General features: G+C 26.3%; 25 protein-coding genes. 24 read left to right on the top strand and 1 reads right to left on the bottom strand.

The features are described 5' to 3' along the window. The first annotated feature begins 47 nt into the window (after positions 1-47). From steA to TVTCOM_RS14140, 23 genes are all read left to right on the top strand, one after another. Complete coding sequence (gene steA / locus TVTCOM_RS14250) at positions 48-1,169, top strand: putative cytokinetic ring protein SteA (protein ID WP_434796938.1); 1,122 nt, start codon at positions 48-50, stop codon at positions 1,167-1,169. A 22-nt stretch (positions 1,170-1,191) separates the two neighbouring features. Beyond that, on the top strand, positions 1,192-2,073 hold the full coding sequence (locus TVTCOM_RS14245; protein WP_434796937.1) for a copper transporter: 882 nt from the start codon (positions 1,192-1,194) through the stop codon (positions 2,071-2,073). Positions 2,074-2,094: 21 nt separating this feature from the next. Next, on the top strand, positions 2,095-2,787 hold the full coding sequence (locus TVTCOM_RS14240) for a glycosyltransferase family 2 protein (protein ID WP_434796936.1): 693 nt from the start codon (positions 2,095-2,097) through the stop codon (positions 2,785-2,787). Between the two features lie 64 nt (positions 2,788-2,851). After that, a complete protein-coding gene (locus tag TVTCOM_RS14235; protein ID WP_434799748.1) occupies positions 2,852-3,616 on the top strand; it encodes a glycosyl transferase in 765 nt (254 codons plus the stop codon). Positions 3,617-3,620: 4 nt separating this feature from the next. After that, positions 3,621-4,718, top strand: a complete 1,098-nt coding sequence (locus tag TVTCOM_RS14230) for a DUF3866 family protein (RefSeq protein ID WP_434796935.1) — start codon at positions 3,621-3,623, stop codon at positions 4,716-4,718. After that, complete coding sequence (locus TVTCOM_RS14225; protein WP_434796934.1) at positions 4,690-5,220, top strand: NUDIX hydrolase; 531 nt, start codon at positions 4,690-4,692, stop codon at positions 5,218-5,220. Before TVTCOM_RS14230 ends, TVTCOM_RS14225 begins: the two co-directional genes overlap by 29 nt. A 58-nt stretch (positions 5,221-5,278) precedes the next feature. Then, positions 5,279-5,890 carry a stage II sporulation protein M gene (locus TVTCOM_RS14220; RefSeq protein ID WP_434796933.1) on the top strand — a complete coding sequence of 204 codons (612 nt, stop codon included), beginning with the start codon at positions 5,279-5,281 and terminating at the stop codon, positions 5,888-5,890. A 12-nt stretch (positions 5,891-5,902) separates the two neighbouring features. Continuing rightward, positions 5,903-6,790 carry a tyrosine-type recombinase/integrase gene (locus TVTCOM_RS14215; RefSeq protein WP_434796932.1) on the top strand — a complete coding sequence of 296 codons (888 nt, stop codon included), beginning with the start codon at positions 5,903-5,905 and terminating at the stop codon, positions 6,788-6,790. 13 nt (positions 6,791-6,803) lie between these two features. Beyond that, positions 6,804-7,973, top strand: a complete 1,170-nt coding sequence (locus TVTCOM_RS14210; RefSeq protein ID WP_434796931.1) for a phosphopentomutase — start codon at positions 6,804-6,806, stop codon at positions 7,971-7,973. Between the two features lie 86 nt (positions 7,974-8,059). Further along, positions 8,060-9,385 carry a pyrimidine-nucleoside phosphorylase gene (locus tag TVTCOM_RS14205; protein WP_434796930.1) on the top strand — a complete coding sequence of 442 codons (1,326 nt, stop codon included), beginning with the start codon at positions 8,060-8,062 and terminating at the stop codon, positions 9,383-9,385. Between the two features lie 171 nt (positions 9,386-9,556). Further along, complete coding sequence (gene mltG / locus TVTCOM_RS14200) at positions 9,557-10,624, top strand: endolytic transglycosylase MltG (protein ID WP_434796929.1); 1,068 nt, start codon at positions 9,557-9,559, stop codon at positions 10,622-10,624. Between the two features lie 108 nt (positions 10,625-10,732). Continuing rightward, positions 10,733-11,395 (top strand): O-methyltransferase, encoded by a 663-nt coding sequence (locus tag TVTCOM_RS14195; RefSeq protein WP_434796928.1) that lies wholly within the window; start codon positions 10,733-10,735, stop codon positions 11,393-11,395. Further along, positions 11,395-12,324 carry a peptidase U32 family protein gene (locus TVTCOM_RS14190; RefSeq protein WP_434796927.1) on the top strand — a complete coding sequence of 310 codons (930 nt, stop codon included), beginning with the start codon at positions 11,395-11,397 and terminating at the stop codon, positions 12,322-12,324. Before TVTCOM_RS14195 ends, TVTCOM_RS14190 begins: the two co-directional genes overlap by 1 nt. Before the next feature lie 212 nt (positions 12,325-12,536). After that, the gene (locus TVTCOM_RS14185; protein WP_434796926.1) at positions 12,537-12,992 is read left to right on the top strand and encodes a MarR family winged helix-turn-helix transcriptional regulator; all 456 of its coding nucleotides are present in this window, start codon (positions 12,537-12,539) and stop codon (positions 12,990-12,992) included. A 115-nt stretch (positions 12,993-13,107) separates the two neighbouring features. Continuing rightward, positions 13,108-14,769 (top strand): peptidoglycan D,D-transpeptidase FtsI family protein, encoded by a 1,662-nt coding sequence (locus TVTCOM_RS14180; RefSeq protein ID WP_434796925.1) that lies wholly within the window; start codon positions 13,108-13,110, stop codon positions 14,767-14,769. Positions 14,770-14,846: 77 nt separating this feature from the next. Continuing rightward, a complete protein-coding gene (gene sigK / locus TVTCOM_RS14175) occupies positions 14,847-15,497 on the top strand; it encodes an RNA polymerase sporulation sigma factor SigK (protein WP_434796924.1) in 651 nt (216 codons plus the stop codon). Positions 15,498-15,704: 207 nt separating this feature from the next. Then, complete coding sequence (locus tag TVTCOM_RS14170; protein ID WP_434796923.1) at positions 15,705-18,101, top strand: ATP-binding protein; 2,397 nt, start codon at positions 15,705-15,707, stop codon at positions 18,099-18,101. 24 nt (positions 18,102-18,125) lie between these two features. Further along, positions 18,126-20,615 (top strand): PAS domain-containing protein, encoded by a 2,490-nt coding sequence (locus tag TVTCOM_RS14165; RefSeq protein ID WP_434796922.1) that lies wholly within the window; start codon positions 18,126-18,128, stop codon positions 20,613-20,615. A 58-nt stretch (positions 20,616-20,673) separates the two neighbouring features. Then, complete coding sequence (gene aroE, locus TVTCOM_RS14160; protein WP_434796921.1) at positions 20,674-21,528, top strand: shikimate dehydrogenase; 855 nt, start codon at positions 20,674-20,676, stop codon at positions 21,526-21,528. Between the two features lie 16 nt (positions 21,529-21,544). Next, positions 21,545-21,901, top strand: coding sequence for a hypothetical protein (locus TVTCOM_RS14155; RefSeq protein ID WP_434796920.1), 357 nt, complete (start codon positions 21,545-21,547; stop codon positions 21,899-21,901). Beyond that, the gene (locus TVTCOM_RS14150) at positions 21,882-22,490 is read left to right on the top strand and encodes a hypothetical protein (protein WP_434796919.1); all 609 of its coding nucleotides are present in this window, start codon (positions 21,882-21,884) and stop codon (positions 22,488-22,490) included. The genes TVTCOM_RS14155 and TVTCOM_RS14150 overlap by 20 nt, the downstream gene beginning before the upstream one ends. An 83-nt stretch (positions 22,491-22,573) precedes the next feature. After that, a complete protein-coding gene (locus TVTCOM_RS14145; protein WP_434796918.1) occupies positions 22,574-22,945 on the top strand; it encodes a hypothetical protein in 372 nt (123 codons plus the stop codon). Further along, positions 22,935-23,456 carry a hypothetical protein gene (locus tag TVTCOM_RS14140; RefSeq protein WP_434796917.1) on the top strand — a complete coding sequence of 174 codons (522 nt, stop codon included), beginning with the start codon at positions 22,935-22,937 and terminating at the stop codon, positions 23,454-23,456. The genes TVTCOM_RS14145 and TVTCOM_RS14140 overlap by 11 nt, the downstream gene beginning before the upstream one ends. A gap of 192 nt (positions 23,457-23,648) precedes the next feature. Here TVTCOM_RS14140 and TVTCOM_RS14135 read toward each other — a convergent pair whose 3' ends face one another. Next, entirely contained in the window at positions 23,649-25,661 is a 2,013-nt protein-coding gene (locus tag TVTCOM_RS14135) for an FAD-dependent oxidoreductase (RefSeq protein WP_434796916.1), read from the bottom strand. Positions 25,662-25,890: 229 nt separating this feature from the next. On the opposite strand from TVTCOM_RS14135, the gene TVTCOM_RS14130 reads away from it, so the two are divergent. Beyond that, positions 25,891-26,772, top strand: coding sequence for a LysR family transcriptional regulator (locus TVTCOM_RS14130; protein WP_434796915.1), 882 nt, complete (start codon positions 25,891-25,893; stop codon positions 26,770-26,772). Positions 26,773-26,875: the final 103 nt, after the last annotated feature.

Here is a 26,875-nt window from a genome sequence, read left to right as displayed (position 1 = left end):
ATGTTATAATGTTATATGATTTTAATAAAATGTCGGAGGTTTTAGTTATGAGAGTGGAAGCCCCTATTAAAGTAGATAGAAAAACAAAAAGGCTTGCGAAGAGACTTACAGGGGGAGAGATTGCAGTTATTAATCATATGGATATAGATGAAGTAGCAGCTAATTCTCTTGTAGAAGGTAAAGTCAAACTAGTAATTAACGCAGCTGAGTCTATAAGTGGGAAATATCCAAATAAAGGGCCAGGAATATTAACAGATAAAAATATTTTAATTATAGATAATGTTGGACAAGAATTATTTGATGAATTAAAAGAAGGACAAATAATAGAAGTAAACAATGGGCAAATCTATAGAGATGGACAACTTTTGGGAGAAGGTAGTGTATTAGATAAAGAAAAAGTATATATAAAAATAAAAGAAGCTTATGATAATATGTCTGTAGAATTAGATAGATTCATAGATAATACTATAGAATATGCAAAAAAAGAAAAAGGCTTCATCTTAGGAGAAGTAGAAATCCCTAAAGTGAAAACAAAATACAAAGATAGACATGTATTGGTTGTAGTTAGAGGACAAGATTACAAAGAAGACTTAAGTACAATAATTTCATACATAGAAGAAGTAAAGCCAGTACTTGTAGGAGTAGATGGTGGTGCAGATGCCTTAGTAGAATTTGGATATGTTCCAGATGTTATAGTTGGAGACATGGATAGTGTTAGTGATGAAACACTAAAAAAAGCTGGTGAAATAGTAGTACATGCTTATGTAGATGGAAGAGCACCAGGTCTTAAAAGAGTGCAAGATTTAGGCCTTGATGCCATAGTATTTCCAGCACCAGGAACAAGTGAAGATATAGCAATGCTTACAGCTTATGAATATGGAGCGGAATTAATTGTTGCAGTTGGAACACATTCTAATATGATAGATTTCTTGGAAAAGGGAAGAAAAGGTATGGCTAGTACGTTCCTTGTAAGATTAAAAATAGGATCTAAATTAATAGATGCTAAGGGTGTTAACTTGCTGTATAAAAGTAAATTAAAGATTAAATACATTTGGGCTATGATAATAGCAGCATTATTCCCAGTATTAATACTTGCTTACTTATCACCAACAACGCAACAATTTATTAGAATAATACAATTAAAATTGAAATTACTATTAAATTTGTAATATATAAATTAGGAGGATTAACATGAATATAAATATGAAGTACTATATAGTTACAATTGGTGCTATATTTATAGCTTTAGGCGTAGGAATACTAGTTGGTTTTAACTTAAACTACGACCAAGCTTTAAGTAAACAACAAAGTGAAGTGCTTGAAAGTTTCAATACAGAATTTGATGACTTAAAAGAAAAAAATAAAAATTTACAATCTGAGATTGAATCTTTAAATGGAGATATGGAAACAACAAGAGAATATATTGATAAGAATATTGATGTATTAACTAAGGATGTATTAACAGATAAAAATACTGGAATAATACTAACAAATGAAAATAATGACTATAGTGAAGATGTAGAGAAATTAATAACAAATGCAAATGGAACAGTATCTTTTAATATAGTTGTAAAAGATAACATAAGTGATGAGGAAAAGTTAGCTGCTTTATCAAAAGACTTAAATAAAACATTTAAATCATCACAAGATGTAATAAATTACATAGTAAGTTCTTTAGGTAGTACAAAAGGATATGATCAATTATATGCATTAGAAGATTTAGGTGTAATAAAAATCAACAATATAGACGAAAAGAAATACCAAGATTATGATTCAGTAGTATTACTTGGTGAATTAACTGGAAAAGAGGCAAAAGATAACTTTAATTCAAAAGAAAAATTAATTTTAGAAGGATTAAAAGAAGAAAATAAATATTTAGTAGCTATTTCTCAAAGTGATAGTAATCATGAAGTATTAAAATTATATTCAGAAAATAATATATCAACAATAGACAATATAAATGAAGGCATGGGGAAAATTTCTCTAACTACATTATTAAAAAATCAAAATACAGTTGGTCATTATGGAAACTCTGATTTAGCAAAAGAATTAATTGCTTATGAAAATAACTAATAATTAAAGGAGAATAAGAAAATGAATCCTTATTTAAGTATAATAATACCAGCATACAACGAAGAAAATAAAATTAAGGATACACTAGAAAATATAAAAGATATTGAAGAAATAAGTGAGATAATAGTTGTAGATGATGGTTCTGGTGATAATACATCAAAGGTAGCAAAAGAAGTAGAAAGTAATAAAATAACTGTTATAACTCAAGATAAAAATAGAGGTAAGGGTTATGCCTTAAATAATGGTTTAAAAGTTGCTATGACAAAAGCAGATATAATAGGATTTTTAGATGCAGATCTTGGCAGTTCATCAAAAGAAGTTGCAAAATTAATAACACCTATATTAAATAATGAGGCTGATGTTATAATAGCAAAATTCCCTCCTGCAAAGAAAAAAGGAGGACTTGGATTTGTTAAGGGTCTTGCAAAGGAATCAGTTCTTGAAATGACAGGAGTAGAATTAGATGCAACTTTATCAGGACAAAGATTGTTCAAAAAAGAAGTGTTAGAAAAATTTGATGAAATTCCATTTGGATATGGTGTGGAAGTTGGTATGACTATAGACATATTAAAACATGGATATAGAATAAAAGAAGTACTAGTTAATATGACTCATAGTGAAACAGGAAGAGATTTAAAAGGATTTATTCATAGAGGAAAACAATATTATCACATTAAGAAAGTACTAAGACAAAAGAAAAAAGAATGGAGGTAATCTATTGTATTCATATATATTTAGAGGAATAATATTTTTATTAGGCTTAATAGGAACGTACCTAATGATACCTTTATTCAAAAACTTACTTATAGATAGTAATTGTATAAGACCGAATTATAAAGGAGAAATGATACCTGTAAGTATGGGAATAGTCTTTCTTCCAATGATAATAATAAATGGAATAATAGTGGCATTCTTTACTATAGATGCCATAAGTATGTTATGTCTATTTTTATTTATATTTGGGATGATGGCTATGTTTTTTGCGGGTATAATAGATGATACTATAGGAAACAGAGATGTAAGTGGTCTGAAAGGACATTTTAAAAGTCTTTTGAAAGGAAAACTTACAACAGGAGGATTTAAAGCGCTATTTGGTGGTTTTGTTGGTCTTATAATATCAGTATCCATATCTAAAAATATTACTGATATTATAGTAAATACTTTGATAATTGCCTTGTCTACAAATCTAATGAATTTATTTGATTTAAGACCAGGTAGAGCTATAAAAGTATATTTAGTTATTATGATTACCATTTTCATAACTTTAACTGGATATATAAAAATACTTCCATTGCTTATACTTCCAAATGTATTAGCATATTTTAATTTTGACTTAAAGGCTAAGGCTATGATGGGAGATACTGGTTCAAACGTACTTGGTATATCAATAGGTATTCTTATGGCTTTTGGATATACATTAAATGTAAGAATAGGATGGTTAGTATTTTTAGTATTAATTCATTTATTAACTGAAAAATTCTCTTTAACAAAGATTATAGAAAAAAATAAAGTATTAAATTTTATTGATAGATTAGGAAGGTAATCTTATGATTAGTAAAAAAGTAGGAATAGTAGAGGAAATATCAGATAGTAGTGATGTTTTAGAAGATATAAGAGTTGATATTAATGGACAAATACAAAGAGCTTATAACTACCCTAAAATAACTGGAAAGATAAGTATAGGTGATGAAGTAATACTTAATACTACAGCAGTTGAGCTAAGTCTAGGTACTGGTGGATACCACTTTGTTATAGCAAATCTAAATAATAAAGAATCTGATTTATCACCAGGTGGGCATATTATGAAGCTTAGATATACTCCTTATCAAGTTAAAGTAAATGCTGTTGAAGATCATGAAAGTAAATATCATGATATAATAAATAACTTTGAAACTTTGGACGATATGCCAGTTGTTGTGGGAACTCTTCATAGTATGTTGACTCCTTTTGTAGCATCGTATAAAAAACATAATCCCAATAAAAAGTTAGTATATATAATGACTGATGGAGCAGCTCTACCAATATATTTAAGTAAAAATGTACAAAATCTAAAAGAAAAAAACTTAATTGATAGTACTATTACTATTGGAAATGCTTTTGGAGGTGACTATGAATGTATAAATATATATACAGCTTTAATCACTGCAAAAGAAATAATAAAGGCTGATGCAGTATTTGTATCAATGGGGCCTGGAATAGCAGGAACAGGTACAAAATATGGCTTTACAGGAATAGAGCAAGGACCTATATTAGATGCTATTAAAAAATTAGGAGGAAATCCTATAGCAATTCCTAGAATAAGTTTTGCTGATTTAAGAGAAAGACATAGAGGGATATCACATCATGCAATAACTATATTTAATGAAATTGTAAATGTGAACGTAAATATTCCTATAACTATTTATGATAAAGAAAAATTTGATTATATAAAAAAACAAGTAAAAGACAATAAATTGTTTGATAAACACAATATAATTTATATAGATAATAACAAATGTAAAGGGGACTTGGATTATTTTAACCTTAGAGTAAGAAGTATGGGCAGAAATTACGAACAAGATAAGGAATTTTTTGATGCAGCAAGTACTGCTGCATATTACTTAATGGAGGTTTGTGATGATAACAAAGGAAACTACTGTAAGTAGTGATTTAATTTACACTGGGAAAACTATTCAACTTAGAGTAGACACAGTGGAAGTGCCTAATAAAGGATATCAAAAAAGGGAAATAATTGAACATAAAGGCGCAGTGGCCATAGTTGCCATAACAGACGATAATAAAATTGTATTAGTTAAGCAATATAGAAAAGCAATAGAAAAAGAATTATATGAACTACCAGCTGGTAAAATTGAAATTGGAGAAGATCCTCTTGATTGTGCCATAAGGGAGTTAAAAGAAGAAACAGGTTATAGTGTAGATGGTTTAAAGTTAATTCATAAGTATTATGCTACACCTGGATTTTCTAATCAGTTAGTATTCATTTATCTGGCAAAAAATTTAATTCCAGGAGAAAGTCACTTGGAAGAAGATGAATTTTTAGAGGTTTATGAAGTTGATAGAGATGAAGCATATAACATGGTTCTTAGCAATGAGATTTGTGATTCAAAAACTGTTATTGGAATATTATTAACTAAAGAATTAATATAAAGCATAACCTCCTCTTTTCTAACATAAATATATGTTAGGATAAGAGGAGGTTATAAATTTGAGAAGAACAATAAGAAAAAGAGATAGTTTAAGAATAAGTAAAGAAATAATTTATTTAAGTATTATCTTTATTATATTTGTAGCCATAGGAACTTATTTAAATAAGGTTTTTTCAAATGGACAAGATATAGTGTTAGATAGTATAAATAATTTGAATGACTACTATGGCCAAGGAAGTGATATAAACATAAGTGCTGTAGTTTTTTCTAATTTAAGAGAAAATATCATTTTTTTAGGAAGCATAGTATTATTTTCATTATTTGTATTTACTTTTCCTTTAGCTATAATAAGTTTTTTATTAAAAGGAATATCAATAGGCTATACTATTAATAGCTTTATTTTATTAATTAAATTTAAAAGTATAAAAATGATATTGATTATGGTAATAAAAAATTTTATTATAATACCAGGGGCAATATTAATTATTGCCGTGAGTTTTTACTATATTAAAAATATTTACGAAGAATATAAACGAGGAAGAAAAGAAGGGATCTTATTTTTAGGTAGAAGATACTTGTTAAATGGTATTATTATAATAGTAATATGTGCATCAGCTCAATTATTATTAAATGCAATTAGCATTGGTATTTTGCAATTCCTAGTAAGATAAAAGGAGCTATTTATGGAAGTTTTACAACAGTATATTGACTATATTAAATCCAAAAAAAAATTATCAGAAAATACCATATGTTCATATTATACGGATATTAAAAAGTACCTAGATTATTTAAAGTGTGAGAATATTAAAATTGAAGACGTAACAGAGTATGACATTATTAATTTTTTGGTAAACTTAGAAAAACAAAATAATTCTGTTGCTACGGTGTCAAGAGTAACTTCTTCTGTTAAGTCTTTTCATGAATATTTATTTTTAAATCGTATTAGCGAAACTAATCCAGCTAATACTATAAAAAAACCAAAAATAAAAAGAGAAAAAATTGAAATTTTAACAGAAGAAGAAGTTGAATCTCTTTTGAAATTTCCTGATTTAAGCTGTCCTAAAAAAATAAGAGATAAGGCTATTTTTGAAGTATTATACGGAACAGGCATAAGGGTTTCAGAACTTGTAGAATTAAATTTGCAAGATGTAGACTTAGAAATTGATTATTTATACTGTAATACGGGTAAAAATCAAAGAGTAATACCACTTTGTGAAATTACTAAAGTATATTTAGAGAAATATATAAAAGAGGGAAGACCTAGTTTAGCCAAAATAGAAGAATATGCACTATTTGTTAATGCTCAAGGACAAAGATTTACAAGACAAGGGCTTTGGAAAGTAATTAAAAAATATGCTAATATGGCTAATATAAGTAAAAATATTAATCCTAGTATACTTAGACATTCTTTTGCTATACATTTATTAAAAGGTGGAGCGAATTTAGCTGTTGTAAGCAGGATATTGGGTAATTCCAATTTGGCTAGTTTACAGCTATATTTAAACCAAATGGACAATAATATTAGAAAAGAAATTAAGGACAAGCATCCAAGGAAAAGAGAAGACATATAAGGAGGAAATTTGTATGAGTAGAGTAATATGGATGGTTATAGATAGTGTTGGAGTAGGTGCGCTTAAAGATTCAGAGAAATTCGGAGATATGGGAGTAAATACTTTAGGTAATATAGTTAAAAACCATAATGATATAAAATTACCTAATATGGTTAAATTAGGCCTTGGAAATATAGATGGAATAGATTATTTACCAAAAGAAGAAAATCCAATGGGGTCTTTTGGTAAATGTGATGAATTATCATGTGGGAAAGATACAACAACAGGTCATTGGGAAATGACAGGTGTTTTAGTAGAACAGCCATTTAAAACTTTCCCAGATGGATTTACAAAAGAAATAATAGACGAGTTTGAAAAAAGAACAGGAAGAAAAGTTGTTGGGAATAAGCCAGCTTCTGGAACAGCTATACTCGATGAATACGGTGAACATCAAATGAAAACTGGAGATGTAATAGTTTATACTTCAGCAGATAGTGTATTCCAAATTGCAGCTCATGAAGAAATAATACCTCTTGAAGAATTATACAAAATGTGTGAAATTGCAAGAGAAATAATGATGGGTGATAATGCTGTAGCTAGAATCATAGCAAGACCTTATATAGGAGAGAAAGCAGGACACTTTGAAAGAACTTCTAACAGAAGAGATTATTCATTAAATCCATTTGAACCTACAGTATTAGATACAATTAAAGAATCTAATTTAGATGTTATAGGTGTTGGAAAAATAGAAGATATATTTAATGGACAAGGTATAACGGAAGCTATACATACTAAAGATAATATGGATGGCGTGGATCAAACTATAAATTATATTAAAAAAGAAAATAATGGAGTAATCTTCACAAACTTAGTTGATTTTGATTCAAAATACGGACACAGAAGAAACTCTTTAGGATATAAACAAGCCCTAGAAGAATTTGATGCTAGAATACCTGAAATTATATCATCAATGAAAGAAGAGGATATATTAATAATAAATGCAGACCATGGTAATGATCCTACTTATAAAGGAACTGATCATACTAGAGAATATATACCAGTACTTGTGTATGGTAAAAATATTAAAAGTGGAGTAAATTTAGGAATAAGAAAAAGTTTTGCAGATATAGGTGCTACTGTAGCAGATATATTAAATGTTAAATTACCTGTTAATGGTGAAAGTTTTAAGAATGAGATAATGTAGTAAAACTTCCAACATCTTGATGTAGTAACAGCCTGTTTTTAAAGATCGTTGGGAACAGGAACAAAGCAAACTTTTAGGAGGCAATCATGAGAATATACGATATAATAAGAAAAAAAAGAGATAAAGAAGAATTGACAAAAGAAGAAATAGATTTTTTCGTAGATAGATATTCAAAGGGAGAAATTCCAGATTATCAAGTATCAGCTCTTTTAATGGCTATATACTTAAATAAAATGAATAAGCAAGAAACTGCTTGTTTAACAGAGGCCATGATGAATTCGGGAGAGGTAATGGACTTATCTGCAATAAATGGTGTTAAAGTTGACAAACACTCTACAGGTGGAGTAGGAGATAAAACTACAATTACCTTAGCACCTTTAATGGCAGCTTGTGGTGTTCCAGTGGCTAAGATGTCAGGTAGAGGTCTTGGACATACAGGAGGAACTCTGGATAAGCTAGAAGCTATACCTGGATTTTCAATAGAAATGACTCCTAAGAAATTTATAGATTCAGTAAATGATATAAAAATAGCTGTTTGTGGTCAAACAGCATCAATAGCAGTTGCTGATAAAAAAATGTATGCTCTTAGAGATGTTACAGCAACAGTGGATAATATATCTTTAATAGCTGCTTCTATTATGTGTAAAAAATTAGCTTCTGGAGCAGATGCCATAGTTTTAGATGTTAAAACTGGAGATGGAGCTTTTATGAAAACTTTAGATGACTCTTTTGAATTAGCTAAAGAAATGGTAGAAATCGGAACAGCTATGAATAGAGAAACTATTGCCATAATAAGTGATATGGACGAACCTTTAGGAAGTGCTGTTGGTAATTCTTTAGAAGTTATAGAAGCAATAGAAGCACTAAAAGGAAGAGGTCCAAAAGACTTTATGACACTTTGTGAAACTTTAGGTGCATATATGTTAGTATCATCTAAAATAGCCTCTGACTATGAGGATGGAGTAAAAAGAATAAAGCAAGGCCTAGAATCTGGTGCAGCTATAGAAAAATTTAAAGAATTTGTTGCTAATCAAGGTGGAAATCCTGAAGTAGCTGATGATTATTCTTTATTACCTAAAGCAAATCATATAGTTGAAATAAAATCTGATAAAACAGGTTTCATAGATAAAATTGAAGCAGAAGCTGTTGGAGTAAGTGCAATGATACTTGGCGCAGGAAGAGAAACTAAAGAAGATGAGTTAGACTTAAGTGCAGGTATAATCTTGAAGAAAAAAGTTGGAGACTTTGTAAATGAAGGAGATACTTTAGCTTTAATGCACTTTAATAGAGAAAATAAATTTGAAGATGCTAAGAGAAGATTTAAAAATGCTTATATAATAAATAATGAAAAATCTGAACCTAAAAAGTTAATATATGGCGTTGTGACAAAAGATGGAATAAGTAAATTTTAGTTAAATGTTTAAAAAAGCTTAACTTGTAAAAAATAAAGTTAAGCTTTTTTTAATTTTTAGCATATTAAACTAAGCAAAGTGAATTTTTTAATTTACGACATTTTTATTGAAATATTTTAACCTTAGATTTATAATAAAAAGGATATAAAAGAGATAAGGAGTTAGCAACTTATGAATTTGAACAATGACAAAAGTAAAAAAATTGTAGTTGTTTTAATTGCAATTTTAGTTTTAATTATTGTGACAACTTTTGTAGTTATTCAACAAATGGGTCCATATAATAAAAATAATAAAGAAGACATTGTAATAGATATACCGACAGGATCTACTTTAAGCCAAGTTACAAATATATTAAAAGAAAACAATTTAATTAAAAATAAAACTTTATTTAAATTATATGTAAGAGTGAGTAATAATTCTTCAAAGCTTAAATCTGGAAAGTACTTATTTAATCAAACTTATTCAAATAAGGAAATAATTAAGGATTTGTCTAAAGGCAAAGTTTACAACGATGGCATAAAAATAACAGTTCCAGAAGGATCTACTTCTTTTGAGATTATGGATATTCTTGCGAAAAACAAATTGGGTGAAAAAAATGTTTATGAAGAACTTATAAATAATCCAAAAGAATTTAAAGAGAAATTTAAATTTTTAGATGACGAAAAAATTAAGTCTTTAGAAGGTTTTTTATATCCAAGTACTTATTATTTTAATGAAAAACAAAGTGAAAAAGAAGTTTTAGAACATATGCTTGAAACTTTTGATTCAAAATATACTGACAAATTACAAAAAAGACAAAATGAACTTAATAAATCTTTATATGAAGTGATTAATTTGTCATCAATAGTAGAGAAGGAAGCTGTACTTGATGAAGATAGACCAATAATAGCTAGTGTATTTTATAATAGAATAAAAATAAACATGCCATTACAATCTGATGCAACAATTCAATATATTTTCAAAGAAAGAAAGAAAAGTATAACTTATAATGATTTAAAAATTGATTCTCCATATAATACCTATAAGGTTGAAGGTTTACCACCTACACCTATAGCAAATCCTGGTATAAAATCTATAGAAGCAGTTTTATATCCAGCAAATACAGAGTATTTATATTTTGTGGCAACTATAGAAGGTGGAAATACTTATAGTAAAACTTACGAAGAACACGTGAAAAATGTTGAGGAATACAGAACAGATAGAGAAGAAAGAAATAATAGTTATTCTACAGATAAATAGGGTAAGTATATTATTAATAGTTTGTATGGATTATGTCTTAAAAATTTGAGATATAATCCTATTAATTTGAAGAGAGCAAGTTAAGTAATAAATTAAGGAGTGAAAGAATTGAGTAATATTGTAAATAATGAAGTTGAAAGATATATAAGAGAAACACTAAAAGATAAAGAAGGTTTATTAAAAGAATTAGAAGAATATGCAGCTGAGTATAATGTGCCCATTGTTCATAAAGAAGTATCGGATTTATTAAAAGTTTTATTAAAAGTTCAAAAGCCAAAGACTATATTAGAAGTAGGTTGTGCCATAGGATACTCATCTATTTTATTTTCAAGTTCTACAAATGGAGAAGCTGAAATAATAACAGTAGAGAGAAATGAAAAAATGATTGAACAAGCGAAGAAAAACTTTGAAAGATCAGGATTTGATAATAAAATTACCTTATTAGAAGGAGATGCGGAAGAATTATTAAAAAATGTTGAAGGTGAATTTGATATGATATTTTTAGATGCAGCTAAAGGTCAATACCAATTATTTTATGATTTAGTAATAGATAAACTTAAAGTTGGTGGCCTTTTAATTTCGGATAATATCCTTTATAAAGGTATGATTGCTGATGATGCTCTTGTAATGAGAAGAAAAAAAACTATTGTAAAAAGAATGAGAAACTACTTAGACTATATATGTAATTGTGACTACTTAAGTACATCTTTAATACCAATTGGAGATGGAGTAGCTTTAAGTTACAAGGAAGCAGAAAGGGTTGAAGAATAATGTTAAACTTAGAATTATCATCATTTGCAAAAGATTTAGAAGGATTAAAGGTTTCTCTTGAAAGTGGAGCAGACAGTGTATATATAGGTGGTCAAACTTTTGGAATGGATACTATATCAAATAAATTTTCTATGGAGGATTTACAAGAAGGTATAGACTTTGCCCATGAAAGAAATAAAAAAGTTTATGTGACCATATCTTTATTACCGCATAACAATGACTTTGTTAAGTTAGAAGAATACTTATTAAAGTTAAATGAAATAAAAGTAGATGGTCTAATATTATGCGAACCAGGGACTTTAGAAATAGTTAGAAAAGTGATACCTAATATGAAAGTTCATATGGGTATACAAGCTAATATTTATAACTATGAAACAGCAAGATTTTATTATGATTTAGGTGTTAAAAGAGTTGTACTTGCTAAAGAATTAGGGCTTAAGGATATAATTGAAATAAGAAAAAATGCACCATGGGACTTAGAAATAGAGGCCTTTGTTCATGGATCAATGGTAATGTCATACTCAGGTAGAAGATTATTATCAAACTATATGACAAGTAAAGATGCTGGAAAATATGATGAGGAAAAACACTATAATTTAGTAGAAGAAAAAAGACCAGGTCAATATTGTCCAATATATGAAGATGAAGGTGGTACTATATTCTATGGGGCAAAGGATTTATGTATGATAGAATTTATTCCAGAGATTATTAAATCTGGTGTTACTATTTTAACTGTAGAAGGACATCTGAAATCAAATGAATATACTAAAAAAGTAATAAAAATATATAGAAAAGCTATTGATGAATTTATAAATAATCCAGATAACTGGCAATTTGATAAAAACTGGTTAGAAGAATTACAAAATATAGATCATAGAGATTTAACAACTGGATTTTATTTAGAAGCAAATATAGATTATACAAAATAATAATATTAAAATGCACAATTATGAAAATAAATGTGCATTTTTTAATATTGTAATTATTTGATAATATTTATGGGCATTATAAGTAAAGAGTATAAGAAATAATAAAATAGAAATGTATTATTATAAAAATTAAATATAAATGGTAGAGATTGAATTGTATCAAAAAATTTATTATAATACATTTATAATATAAAGGACGGAGAGTATAAACTATGGAAAATAAAAAAGAGGAAGTTCTAAATAAATTACTAGTGCAATTATTTAATGATATTTTACATATTGAAGAAAAAGCAATGAAAAATACGGAATTTGCTAATTTGTCTATTACAGAAATACATACTATAGAAGCAATAGGTAAAGAAGGAAATAGAACAATGGGAGAAATTGCTCATGATTTAAGAATTACTGTTGGAACTCTAACTACAGCAATAAATAGACTTATTAAAAAGGGTTACGTGGAAAGAAAAAGGATTGAAGAAGATAGAAGAGTAGTACTTGTTAACTTAACTGAAAAAGGAGAAGAGGTATTTAATGTTCATAATATTTTCCATAAAGATATGATAGATGCTATATTAGAAGCTTTTAAAGGTGAAGATTTAGAAATATTAACAAAAATTTTAGGTAAAGCAAGCAGGTTCTTTGAAAGAAAATATGAAAGCTTCCAATAGGAAGCTTTTTTTGTGATCAAAAATAATAATATATTATTTAGTATAAAATTTACCATTACAGTATTTTTTTTCTTTTAATTGTTAAAAATAATTACAAATGATAAGAGGTGATTGAATGACAAGGACGAAAAAAAACACATCAAATAAATTAATAAGAAGAAGGATAAAATGTTTTTTTATTGTTTTTTTACTATTGTGCACTTATCTAACATATGAAATATCAAATTTAGCAATATTTAAAAATAAAGAATATGAAAGTAAAGTAGAAAGACAAAGTTTAGAAACAATAAATTTAAATAGTGGAAGGGGAATAATTTATGATAGAAATAATTTACCCCTTACAGATAAGAAAAAAACTAAGGTATTACTTGTACCAAAGGATATAATAAGTGGCAATTATCAAAATGTAGCCCTTATAAAAAAAGCAACAAAGTTAACGGAAGAAGATATATATAAAGCAGTACAAGAACAGTTATCAAATGAAATTATTGAAATAGACATTGACTATATTGATGAAAGTAAAATAGATGACTTAAAAGAGAAAAATATTTCAGTAAATGAAAAAACTATTAGATACTCAGATAATAATCTACTAACTCATTTGATAGGATACGTAAAAAAATCAGAAAATAATGGAGTTAGTGGTATAGAGAAATATATGAATGAAGAACTAAAAGATAGTAATAAAAATTATGTATCAGTGTTTAAAGCAGGCGTAAATAATAAAGGCCTTAATTACTTAAAAGGTAGTATAGAAGAAAGTTCAAGTGGAGAAAATTCTTCACATCTTAAAATAAGCATAGATTCTAAGATACAAGAAAACGTAGAAAAAATTATGGACAAAGAAGAAAATCCAAGTTCAGTAATAATATCAGATGTTAAAACGGGTGCAATTTTATCCATGAGCTCAAGACCAAATTTTAATCAAAATGAAATATATGATTATAGTAATAGTACAAAAGGTGAACTACAAAATAGGGCACTAGCTGTTACCTATCCTCCAGGATCTGTATTTAAGCTGGTAGTACTATATGCAGCATTTGAGAATAATGTAATAGATGAAAATTACAGATATTACTGTAATGGGAGCACAAAAATAGGATCTTCAAATAAAGTATTGAATTGTAATAATAATGTGGCCCATGGTTCACAAGATGTTAGCGATGCATTAGCTAATTCCTGTAACTGCGCATTTTATGATATAGCAAAACGGGTAGGTAGTGAAAAAATATTTGAAGCCATAAAAACACTTCATTTAGATGAAAAAGTAGATATAGGAATAGATGAAGAAAAGAATTCTAAAATACCTGAAGATATAGCTCTTAGTAATTTAGCTATTGGTCAGGCTAATATAGAATTTACTCCACTTCAAATTAATCAACTTACTCAAGTAATAGCTAATAATGGTACATATATGCCATTATATATATATGATAGTATTATAGATAATAATAAAAACACCATAAAAGAATACAAGACTAATAAAAAATCAGATATAATGTCTCCTTATACTATGACTAGAATTAAAAATATGATGATGAAAGTATCAAAGGTTGGTACAGCAAAAGCATTAGCCGATTTAAAAGGAGGATGTGGTGTAAAAACAGGTACTGCTCAAAGTAGTTTAAATGGAAAAGACATATCTCATGGATGGATTACAGGTTTTTACCCAGAAATAAATCCTAAATATGCAATAACAATTATAGTTGAGGGAACAGAAAAGGAAAGTAAATCAGCAACTCCGATTTTCAAAGAAATCTGTGAAAATTTAAAATAAATTTAACTAAGAATAGTCAACTTTACCAGGTCACTTTCATATAATTTAGAGTGACACCTAAAAAAGGGGGTGGCCTGTTGACTATTCTAAAATCATTTGAAAAACCATTAACCCCTGAAGAAGAGATACATTATTTATATTTATTAAAAAACGAAAATAATCAAGAAGCTAAAGAAATTTTAATAGAGAGAAACATGAGACTAGTGGCTCACATAGCAAAAAAATATAATAATTCTAATGAGGATCAGGATGATCTTATATCAATAGGGACTATTGGTTTAATTAAGGCCATAGAGACATTTAAAGTAGATAAGGGAACAAGACTAGCAACTTATGCGTCAAAATGTATAGAAAATGAAATTCTAATGAATATCAGAACTAATAAAAAAAATAAGGTGCAAGTTTCTCTTCAAGACCCTATTGGTGTAGATAAGGAAGGGAATTCCATTAGCTTAATAGATATATTAGGTACAGAACCTGATTATGTAATAGATCAGGTTGAATTAAAAGTACAAATAAGTAAACTTTATGAAAAATTGGATAAAATTCTTACAGATCGAGAAAAAGAAATTATTCAATTAAGATATGGACTTACACCTTTGGGATATAAAACTCAACGAGAAATATCTCAAAAACTTAACATATCACGTTCTTATGTATCAAGAATTGAAAAAAAAGCTCTTAAAAAGTTGAGAAAAGAATTAAAATCAGAAAAAAGCCTTGAATAAGGCTTTTTTTGTCGTGTATAACTTTTTTATTTATACCCAGAAATTGACAAAATATTTAATATAATTATGATAATATAACTTATATGATAAAAATAGAGAAAAAATATGAAGTTTATACTCAAGAATCGTGTTTTTTAGTAATGAACTAAGTGTATTCAATTTATAAATAAGTTATTACTGTTGTCAGGTTATAAAGGGGGAAACTTTATGATTTTAAATGAGTATGGTGAATTATTATATTTATTAAAAATTATTACAAACATAGCAATACCATTATTGTTAATATTCATATATAAGATATCAAAAAATAAGAGTACATTGTTGATATTGACATTATTTTTTTTAGAAATACTAATAATGCAATTAAAAGAATATAATATTAGGCTAATAATGAACTATACTACTGAAGTATCTTTTATAGTAAACTTTTTAAAACTTGTTATGTTATTTCAAATAAAAATAAAAAGCAAAGGAAGTTTGAAAAAATATATTATTCCTGCAATGTTTACAATTGGGCTAATATATACAGAATTTTATGGTTTTATGATTACGGATGCAATATATGAAATATTAATTAACCTATGTATTTTAAGTATTTTATGTATTAACGTTATATATAGAAAACATAAGGAAAATGAATTGAATAAAAATAAATTTCATATGAATAAGAAATATATATCAAGAACAATAAAAGAAATAGAAAAAGAAGCTTACATACAGAATTATATGAGAGACGTAATTAAAACTGTTAATGATAAATTATCTAGCATTGTTGAGGTAATTAATATTCCTATAATAATTTTAAATGCATCTAATTATAAATGTATTTTTAAGAATAAGTATTTTGATGAATTTATAACAGAAAATAATTACAATGTAGAAAACTTTAGCTTTACTGATTTTATAAGCAATGAGTTAGATAAAGACTCTAAAAATGTATTTGATCAAATAAGTAAGATGGATTTTGGAAAAGAAAATTTTTTACAAATAGAGCTTGTTAATAAAAAGTATAAGCTAGTTTTAGTAAAAGATTACTATGAGGATGGAGAAAGAATAATTTGTGAATTAAAAGATATCACTGAAATATCTCTTGAAGAAGATAAATTGAAAAAAAGTGAATTAAGATATAAAACTTTAATGGATATATTAAGCGATGGTGTATTTATTCATGATGGAGATAATATTAGTTATATTAATAAAATAGGGATGGATATACTTGATTTAGATTCATCTATAAAAAATGTATGGACTGTGGATAAAATAGAAAAAAGAATAAGTAAAGATAGCAAGGATGAGTTTTTACACAATATTTTTATATTAAAAAATGGTATAAAAGATCAAGAAAAAAGTCAATTAGAATTGGAAAACGGTAAAATTATAGATTTCATTTCATCCACTTTTAGATTAAATGGAAAAAAAATGATATTAAGTATTGCCAGTGATTGTACGGAACATGAAGTTGCATTGAATAAACTTGATGAAAACAAAGAGACTTATTATGGATTAATTCAAACTTTACCAGAAGGGATTATATTAGTTAATAAATATACTAAAAAGCAAGTATATACTAATAAATACATGATGAGACTGTTAAAAGATATGGGACTAGATAACTTTAATAAAATAATAGATACATATTTAGAAAATAATGAAGAAGTTAATTTTAAAACTTTTTATGTAAATCAAGAGAAAAATAAAAAGATATCAATAGCCATTGAGAAAGTACCAAAACAAGATAATTTGCTTGTTATAGTAAGAGATCTAGAAATTGAACAACAACTAGAGAGTGTATATAATAAACTTCAAATGATAAAAGAAAGAAATAAGTTTAAAACTGAGTTTTTAACAAGGGTTTCTTCTATTATAAAAAAACCAATAAACACCATATTTGAAATTAACAAATTTTTAGGCAACAATAAAGATATATATAATTATGATGGAGTAAGAAGTTATACTAAAACAGTTAAACAAAATTCTTACAGATTAAAAAGATTATTAAATAATATAGAAGAGATAAGTAAGATAGAGGCAGGTATATATTATAGGGATTATAAGATTTATGATATAGTTAAATATTTAGATGAGCTTGTGCAGCTGTGCAGAGAGTATACAAAGCCTAAAAATTTGGATATAACATTTGAAAGTAATAAAAGAGAAGTTCTAATTTTTATGGATAAAGAAAAAATTGAAAAGATTATACTTAATTTATTGTCTAATGCAATAAAATTCACTGAAAAAGGTGGAAAAATAAATGTATCTTTAAGAGTAGATAAAAAAGATATAACAATAGCTATTAAAGATAATGGTAGTGGAATACCTAGTAATAAGCTTGACTTTATTTTCGAAAACTTTGAGCAAGTTAATAGGTCCTTATCTAGAACAGCAGAAGGAACAGGCGTCGGTTTATATCTTGTTAAGAAGTTAGCTTTGATCCACCATGCTAAAATTCAAGTTAATAGCAAGATAGGTTATGGAAGTAAATTTGAAGTAATACTTAAAGGTAATTACTTAGAAAGTACTAAAGAAAATAGACATAAACTTGAAAATATTATAATAGATAGGGAATCTATTGATTTAGAGTTTTCTGATATATATTTGGCTTAGAACTTAAAAATAGGGGGGGGAGTAATGAATGGTTTTATTGTAAATTTGAATACACTGACTATTTCCTTATTATTATGTGTTTTTTTTATTATTTTATCTAGTATAGGCATTAGAAAAAGTAAAAAAAACATAATTCAATTAGTATTGATAGGAACCATTCTAATAATGAAAATATGCTATTACTTAAATAGAATAGCAGAAGAGACTATAATTTCTAATGATTATAATTTATTTTATATGTTTTTAGTTGGAGATATAATAGTATTAATGTTGTTTTATCTTATATCTAACGATGAAAAGATAAATTTGCTTAGTAGAATTATTTTTATTATAAATTATGTAGTTTGTATATTTTCATTTTATTTAAGTGTTAATAATATATATATTAATTTGAATGATTTTATTATTATAAGTCTTATTATAGGTAATATTTGCTTGTATTATACTAAGTACCCTAAATTGATACAGACTATTTCATTATATTATATTATTAATTTTATATTAGTATTGCAAAGTCATATTATTAATTGTCTTATATATAGTAATATACTTCTAGATTTATTAATTGTTTCACTTATTTTTTTAAAAACTTATATATTTTATATTGAGCAACCTAATATAAAATATGCTAAAACAGAAAGTAATTTAAATAGAAGTGCCATAAATATGAAGTTATATGATGAAAGATTGAATAATTATAGAATGGTTAATAAAATACTGCAAGAAGACTATGGTTTAAAAGAAAAAAATCTACATATTCTTCTAGGACAGTTTAAAAAGAGTGCACTACTAATAGATGAAGATAACTATATCATTAATAATGATGTTGTCTTTAAAACCATGTTTAATTCATATAAGGACTATCATACAGCAATAAAATTAGATGATTTTTTAAATGATAATATGATAGAAAAAGAAAAATTTTTAAAAAGTATAGAAGATGCAAGATATTATAGTGAAAGTATAATTATTGAAGTAACAATAAAAGATGGTAGGATTTTTGAATGTGTCTTTTCTTTATATGAAGAATATGAATCTTCAAAAGTAATTTGTATTTTATCTGATATTACATATGAAAAGAAAATGGCCTTAAAGATACAAGAAAATGATACGAAGTATAAAAAGATAGTTGAAAATATACCATACTCTATAATATTAGAAAAAAATAAAGAGATAATTTATAATAATAACAAGTTAGATATAGATTTAAACAATAGGGATATTAAGAATATAATTTTAAATAGTGCGACAAAAGGTGAAATAAATTATATTGATGATGAAAGTAAAGAAATTTCATTATATATAGATAGAATCAAATTTATTGAAGACGATGAGGAAATTAGTTTAATTGAAATAAAAGATATTTCTAATTACAAAAAGTTGCTTAATAAATTGGAAGTGAGTGCAAATCAATATAAAACTTTAATAGATACTATACCTGAGGCAATATGTGTATTAGATTATGAAAGTAAAGAGTTTGAGTATGCAAATAATACTTTCTTTGAATTATTCAAAATTCAAGATATAGAAAATATGGACTTGGATGAAATATATAATGACATAGCAATTAGTTCTGGTAATATAAATGAAAATATTAAATACATAAGAAAAACTCTAAAGGATGGATACGGAGGATTAATAAATATTGAAAGTAGTGTGGTACTTATCAATATTAATAAATCCACTAAAATGGTACTAATAATTAGAGATATTACAGAAGAAATTAAAGTAGAATCAATGAAAAAAGAAATTTTAGAAAGTGAAATTATTAATAAGGACAAGGATGATTTCTTTATAAATATGTCCCATGAACTGTTAACACCGGCTAACTTACTTCATAGTAGTAATCAATTTATAGAAAGAAATTGTAAAGATATTATTAAAAGAGAGCCTGATGGAGAGTTTGCCAACTCTATATCAGTTATGAAAAAACATGTGGAGATTTTGATTACATTAATTAATAAGATTATGGAATTATCTAAGTTAGAAGAAGATAACCATAATGAAAGTAATGAAATTTACGATATTGTATCTTTATGTGAAGATATAGTTACTCAGTTAAATAAGTATACTGTTTATAAAGGTATTAACATAGTATTTGATACAGATGAAGAGGAAATATATACAAAAATAGATTCAGATGATATGACTAAAGCTATTCTTACCTTATTGTCTGTAATAGTAAAAAATTCTAGGATAAAAAGTACAATTGATTTTAGTATAAAAACTAAAGTAGATAAAGTAATAATTACAATAGAAAATTTTAAAAGATATAACTATGAGCAGTATCTGGATAATTATGAAGAAAAAATTCTCAATTTGAGTATGTCCATTGCAAAGTTAATAGTAAACAAGTATAAGGGAAAAGTAGACATGAGGACTAACAAGGATGATTGCATATTAATTGAAATTGAACTTAATATTGAAAAAAATATTAATGATAATGAAAAAACTATTAAGGTAATTGATGAAAACTTTATTTATAATGAATATAAGAAAATATGTGATTTATAGTTAAAATAAGATGTATAAATTACAAAAGATATGATAATAAACTAATAAAGGAGCTATTATGAATATAAATTCTAACACAAAATTAATAGGTCTTCTGGGACAACCAGTAAGCCAAAGCTTTTCACCAAGCATACATAATTATTTATCACAAAAATATAAAAAAAATAACATTTATATGTGTTTTGAAATAGAAAAAAATAACTTACAAAATGTAGCACAAAGTATAAAGACTTTTAATATGAAAGGTTGTAATGTAACAATTCCTTATAAAGTAGATATAATTCCATATCTAGATAAAGTAGATAAAAATGCACTACTTATAGGAGCTGTAAACACAATAAAAAATGAAAATAATGAGTTAGTAGGCTATAATACAGATGGTATAGGATTTATAAAATCTTTAACAGATGAAGGTTATGATTTAAAAGATAAAAAAATAATTATTTTAGGAGCTGGAGGGGCTTGTAGAAGTATAGCTGTAGAATTGGCTAACAAAGAAGTTTCTCATATTGAAATTAGAAATAGAAATGAAAAAAAGGCAGAGAATATTTGTAACTTAATTAATAGTAATTTCTTATCAAAAGCTCATTACAATACAAATTCAGTAGAAGAAAAAGATTTAAAAAAATTTGATATTTTAATTAATACTACGCCAATAGGAATGGGGTCTAAGGATTGTCCAATAGATATTAATATAAATCCACCAAAAAATTTACTAGTATGTGATATTGTATATAAGCCTCATGAAACTGCATTATTATCTTGGGCTAAGAATAATAATTTAAAAGTTGTTTATGGCATTAATATGTTAATTAATCAAGGACTATTAGCTTATGAAATATGGGAAAATATAAAAACAAGTGAGGATGATTTTGAAGAAATAAAGAATATATATTTCAATTCACTAAAGTAATATTTTAGAAAGGATGATGAGAATTAAAAGAAAAGGATTCACAACTTTAGAATGTGTAATAAGCTTATTTATTGTTAGTATGATAGTATTTATAATTACGTCCACATTGCATAATAATATTATTTTGCTTAAGAAAAATAATCATAATAGACAGATGTTATATATAGCTAAGGAAAAGATCGAAGATGAAAGAAATAAAATAAAAAAGAGCACTAATATAGGTAGATATGACGAGGAGCAAAGGATTAACAATTTTAAAGTGAAAACTTTAGTTACTCCAATTAGTTATTATAATTGTTATGATTTAAGAGTTAAAGTATCAGATAATAATAGAGAAATGGAACTTAATACTTATGTTACAAAGAAGGAATAAAGGTTCAATTTTAATTATGTCTGTTATTACATTTTCAATAATTAGCTTAATATGTATTACATGTTCCAGTTTAATTTTAAGTAATAACAGAATCAGTGAGTTAGAATATAAAACTGAAAAGCTTAAGGAAGAGAATCTTGGAGTTATTGAACTTATTTATAGTAACATGCTTAAAGAAGTTAAGTATGCTGTGGAAAACACAGAAATAGAAGATGAATTTTATAATTATTTAACTAAAAATAATAGTGCCATATTTATAAATAAAGTAAAGCAAATTGAAAATACAGGTCTTACGAGTAGAACTATAGATATGGCTTTTGATAATATCTTGTCTACAAAAGAATATATTCATTATAAAATTTCAACAAAAAGCAAAATTAATAATCACGATAAATATGCATTAATAAGCGTGAAAATTAAAAATCCTTGGTTTGGTAAAATAGAGAAAAGTTCAGAAGAATTAAAAGAATCAGATATGAATGAACAAGAAGATTTAAATATGGAAGTTAATGTTGAAAGTACTGAGAATCAAATTGCTGAAATAAATGAAGGTGATTTGATTACATTTTATAATTACGAGGAGAAATAATATATGAAGCGAGAAGGAATGTGAGTACGCTTGAACTTATAGTAACAATAAGTATAATGGTCATCTTATCCAGTATTTGTTTTATGAAATACGAAGGTGATAACTATAAAATAGAATTTTTTGCAAAAGAATTATGTTCAGACATACGTTATGTAAGAAGAGAAAATATGTTAAACAATCCCAATGTTTATATTAGATTTCTAAATGAAGGTAACAAATGGTCTTATATTTTACAAAAAAATAAAAAAGAAGATAAAAGAGTGTATTTACCAAAGAATGTAAACTTAAATTTTCCAATAGGACAGAATAATTCCTTAATAACTTTTTATACTACTGGTCTATATAAAAATGGTGGTGGTACCATAAGTATTAATAAAGGTGATAATTATAAATATATAACAATAGTGCCAGTAAGCGGAAGGGTACTATACAAAGAGGGAATATATGAAAAGTAGAAAAGGTTACTTGCTTTTAGAAAGCATAATATCTTTATTTATTATAGTTACTATTTCCTTAAGCTTATATTCATTTCTATTCTTTAGTAATAAATATAAAAAAACTATTGAAGATAATGTGGAATTGTATGAACAAGGTGAAGAAATGTGTTATCAAATTAATAAAGTTATAGAAAATAGCAATGGAATTATAAGTATAGGTGATTTAAATGGAAATACCATAAAAGGAGATACTTCATCTTATATAAAAATTAATTCAATAAAATGTGAATATAAAAATCAATATAGAAATGTAAAAGATAAGGAAGTAAGTTATAAAAGCAATAAAAAACTGTTTATAAATACATTAAACAGTAGTGGAAATAGTGAACCTGGAGGATATGAAATAGGCGACTACGTTGATTATATATCTGTAATGATAGAAAATAACAAGATATCAGTTAAACTTAATTTAAGTAAAAATGATGAAAAATATGAAACGACTTTTAAATCTTATATAAAAAAATTTTAAAAGTAAAATAGGACGATAAAATCGTCCTATTTTTCCGTTTACATACACACATAAATAAACATTTTTTAAACAACACATAACAAAAAACAAATTAAAGATATGGGATTCATATCTCTATATATAGAATATAGGATTTTAAAACCTTTTACAATAATTTAAATATAATTATATTAAAAAATTAATTTTTGTAAATTATACACTTTTTGAGTTTAAGTAATTTAATTTTGATAGAGTATTTAAAATATTTCTTCCTTCAAAAACTCCTTCAATAATACGTCTAGCTCTAAAGCTATCTCCTATATTTAATATTTCTACTTCGTCAGTGAAATGATTTTTTAATTCATCAAATATAGGATTGTTTGATTTCATACCTAAACAAACAAATCCATAATCAAAGTATAAATCTTTCTTTTCTCCATTTTCTAATTCCACATAGAAAGAGTTTTCTTTAACTTCTAATAGAGAAGTGTTTGTAAGTTTATTAACATTATGTTTTTTCATAGTAGAAGAAGTATCTGCTTTTGTAACTGGATCAAGACCGTTCCCAATAATAGGCATTTTTTCAACTACAGTAACTGATGCATTTCTCTTTGCAAAAAACTCCATTACATCTAGGCCAACAGCTCCTCCGCCTATAATAATAACATTTTTTCCTAATAAATCTTCAGGATAGTCATTTATATTTTTTATCATATTGTTTATTGAGCTTATTTTGCTTCCATCCTTATCAACATAATCGTGTAACCCTTTTATTGGAGGTAGTAAAGGAGTAGAGCCTGTTGCATTAACAATGATATTTGGTTTTAAATTTTTTATAAAATCAACATCAGCTTCAGTGTTTTTGAATACAAATAAATTGTTTAGTTTATTTGTTCTATTAATTAAATAATTTGGGAAATCAGCTAATCTTTTTTTATCAGGAATTTTTGAAATATCAGTAGCTAATCCACCTAAGTGATCTTGTTTTTCTATTAAGAATGTAGTACAACCCACTTCACTAGCAGTACATGCAGCTTCCATACCTGATGTTCCACCACCAATTACAACTACGTTACAAGGTTTTTTTGTTTTTGTATTTAAGTAATCTTCTCCTTCATTTACAGATGGATTGACTGTACATCTAATTGGCCTATTTAACATTATTCTATTGCCAGCACAGCCTATATTACATGATATACATTTACGTAATTCATCTTCTCTATTAGTGGAAACTTTATTTACCCATTCAGGATCGGCAATTAATCCACGTCCCATTCCGATTATATCAGCATGATTTTGGGATAATATTTCTTCAGCAACTTTAGGATCTCTTATATTACCCATTGATACACATGGTTTCTTAAACTTTTCTTTTACAGCTTTAGCCATATATGAACGCCATCCATCAGGGAAATAATTAGAATCTATTTGATATTGTATAGATGAATTTAATCCACAAGAAACGTCAAATGCATCAACTTCATCATTTAAAAGTTCTAGATATTTTAAAACATCATCTAAAGTATTACCACCTTCAACTAATTCATCTGCACTAATACGAAGGAATATTGGGAAGAACGGTCCAACATTTTTACGAACTTCATCTATTACCATTCTTGCAAATCTTGTACGATTTTCAATAGAACCACCAAATTCGTCAGTTCTATTATTTGTTGTCGGAGATAAGAATTGACTTATTAAATATGAGTGACCAGCATGGATTTCTACACAGTCAAATCCAGCCATTTGAGCACGTTTTGCTGCTTCTCCATATTTTTTTGTTATAATTATAATTTCATCTTTAGTTAATGGCACAGGTATTTCACCGCCATCTTTTGATGGAATATTTGATGCAGATACTGGTTGCATATTTGTTCTTGAAGACATGGCAGATGCTCCAGCATGATTTATTTGTATACCAATGCAAGCACCTTGTTTATGAACTCTTTCACACAGTTTATATAATCTAGCTATATAACTATCTTGGTCTATACGAAGCTGAGTAGTTCCGTTTGAACCTTGTGGTGAGTACACACTGGCATTTTCTACCATTAAAAGTCCAGTACCACCTTTTGCTCTTTGCTCGTAGTAGTCTATGTGAAGAAAACTCATTTCTCCATTTTGTTCTCCATAGTTAGTTCCCATAGGGCACATCATTACACGATTTCTAAGTGTCATATGTTTTATTGTCAAAGGTGACAATAAATTTTTATATTTATTATTCATAACTAATAAACCTCCCCTTTATTTGAAATGTAGTTTAATATTTTAATATTTTTATTGTTAAAAAAATAATTTCCTTGCAATTCAAATTTTAAATTATAAAGATTGATAAAACAAATTGATATTTTTATATAAAATAATAGAAAAAAACTATAGGTTATAGTAAAATTGGAGAAAGATTAAAATTATAAAAAATATTTTAAAAATTAAGATTATATATAGGGGGAACGAGATGAATTTAAATCATTTGCAATATTTTGTAACATTAGCAAGAGAAGAGCATTATACTAATGCTGCACAAAAACTATCTATTACCCAACCTAGTTTAAGTAATGCAATATCATCTTTAGAAAAAGAGTTGGGAACATACTTGTTTGAAAAAAAAGGAAGAAATGTTGTGTTGACTAAATATGGTAAAGTGTTTTTGGAATATGCAGAAAAAACACTAGAAACTTTAAATCAAGGAGTAAAAAAAGTAAAACTTCTGACTAGTGAAACTAGTGGAATAATAGATTTGGGATATATATATACTTTTGGAATGAAAGATATATCCCTACTAGTAAATAGTTTTTTGGAAGAAACGAAAGATAAAAACTTTAAATTTACATTTTCAGATGGTAATACATGGGATATTATAAATGGTCTAAAAAATGAAGATTATGATGTGGGATTTTGCTCCAAAATAGAAAGCGAAGATGATATAGAATTTATTAAGGTGAAAGAAGAGGAACTAGTATTAATTACACCCAAAACCCATCCTCTATCTAATTATAAAGAGATTAATTTAGAAGATACAATTAATTATAAATATATAGCTTTTAAAAAAAATAGTGGGCTAAGACCATTTATAGATAATATGTTTATGGAAATAAGTGAAAAACAAAATATAATATATGAAGTAGAGAAAGATGAATCATTGGCAGGTTTAGTAGAGGGGAATTTTGGCATAGCAATTATTCCTAAAATACCTATATTAGATCATTTAGATGTGAATATTATAAAAATTAAAAATCCAAAATATAATAGAAATATTTATATGGCTAAACTAAAAAATAAATATTTATCTCCAGCTGTCAATGAATTTGTAAAATTCGTTATTAATAAAACTAAATAAATCATAGAGAAAAACTATAAAAAGACATAAAAATATCAATTGGTAGATTTTTATTTTTTTTAATATAATGAAATTAAGTAAAATTAATAATTAAAATTTTAAC

This window comes from Terrisporobacter vanillatitrophus (assembly GCF_051148895.1).
Classification (GTDB): domain Bacteria; phylum Bacillota; class Clostridia; order Peptostreptococcales; family Peptostreptococcaceae; genus Terrisporobacter; species Terrisporobacter vanillatitrophus.
The sequence above is the reverse complement of the archived record's forward strand: the minus strand, read 5'-3'. Positions and strand labels throughout refer to the sequence as shown.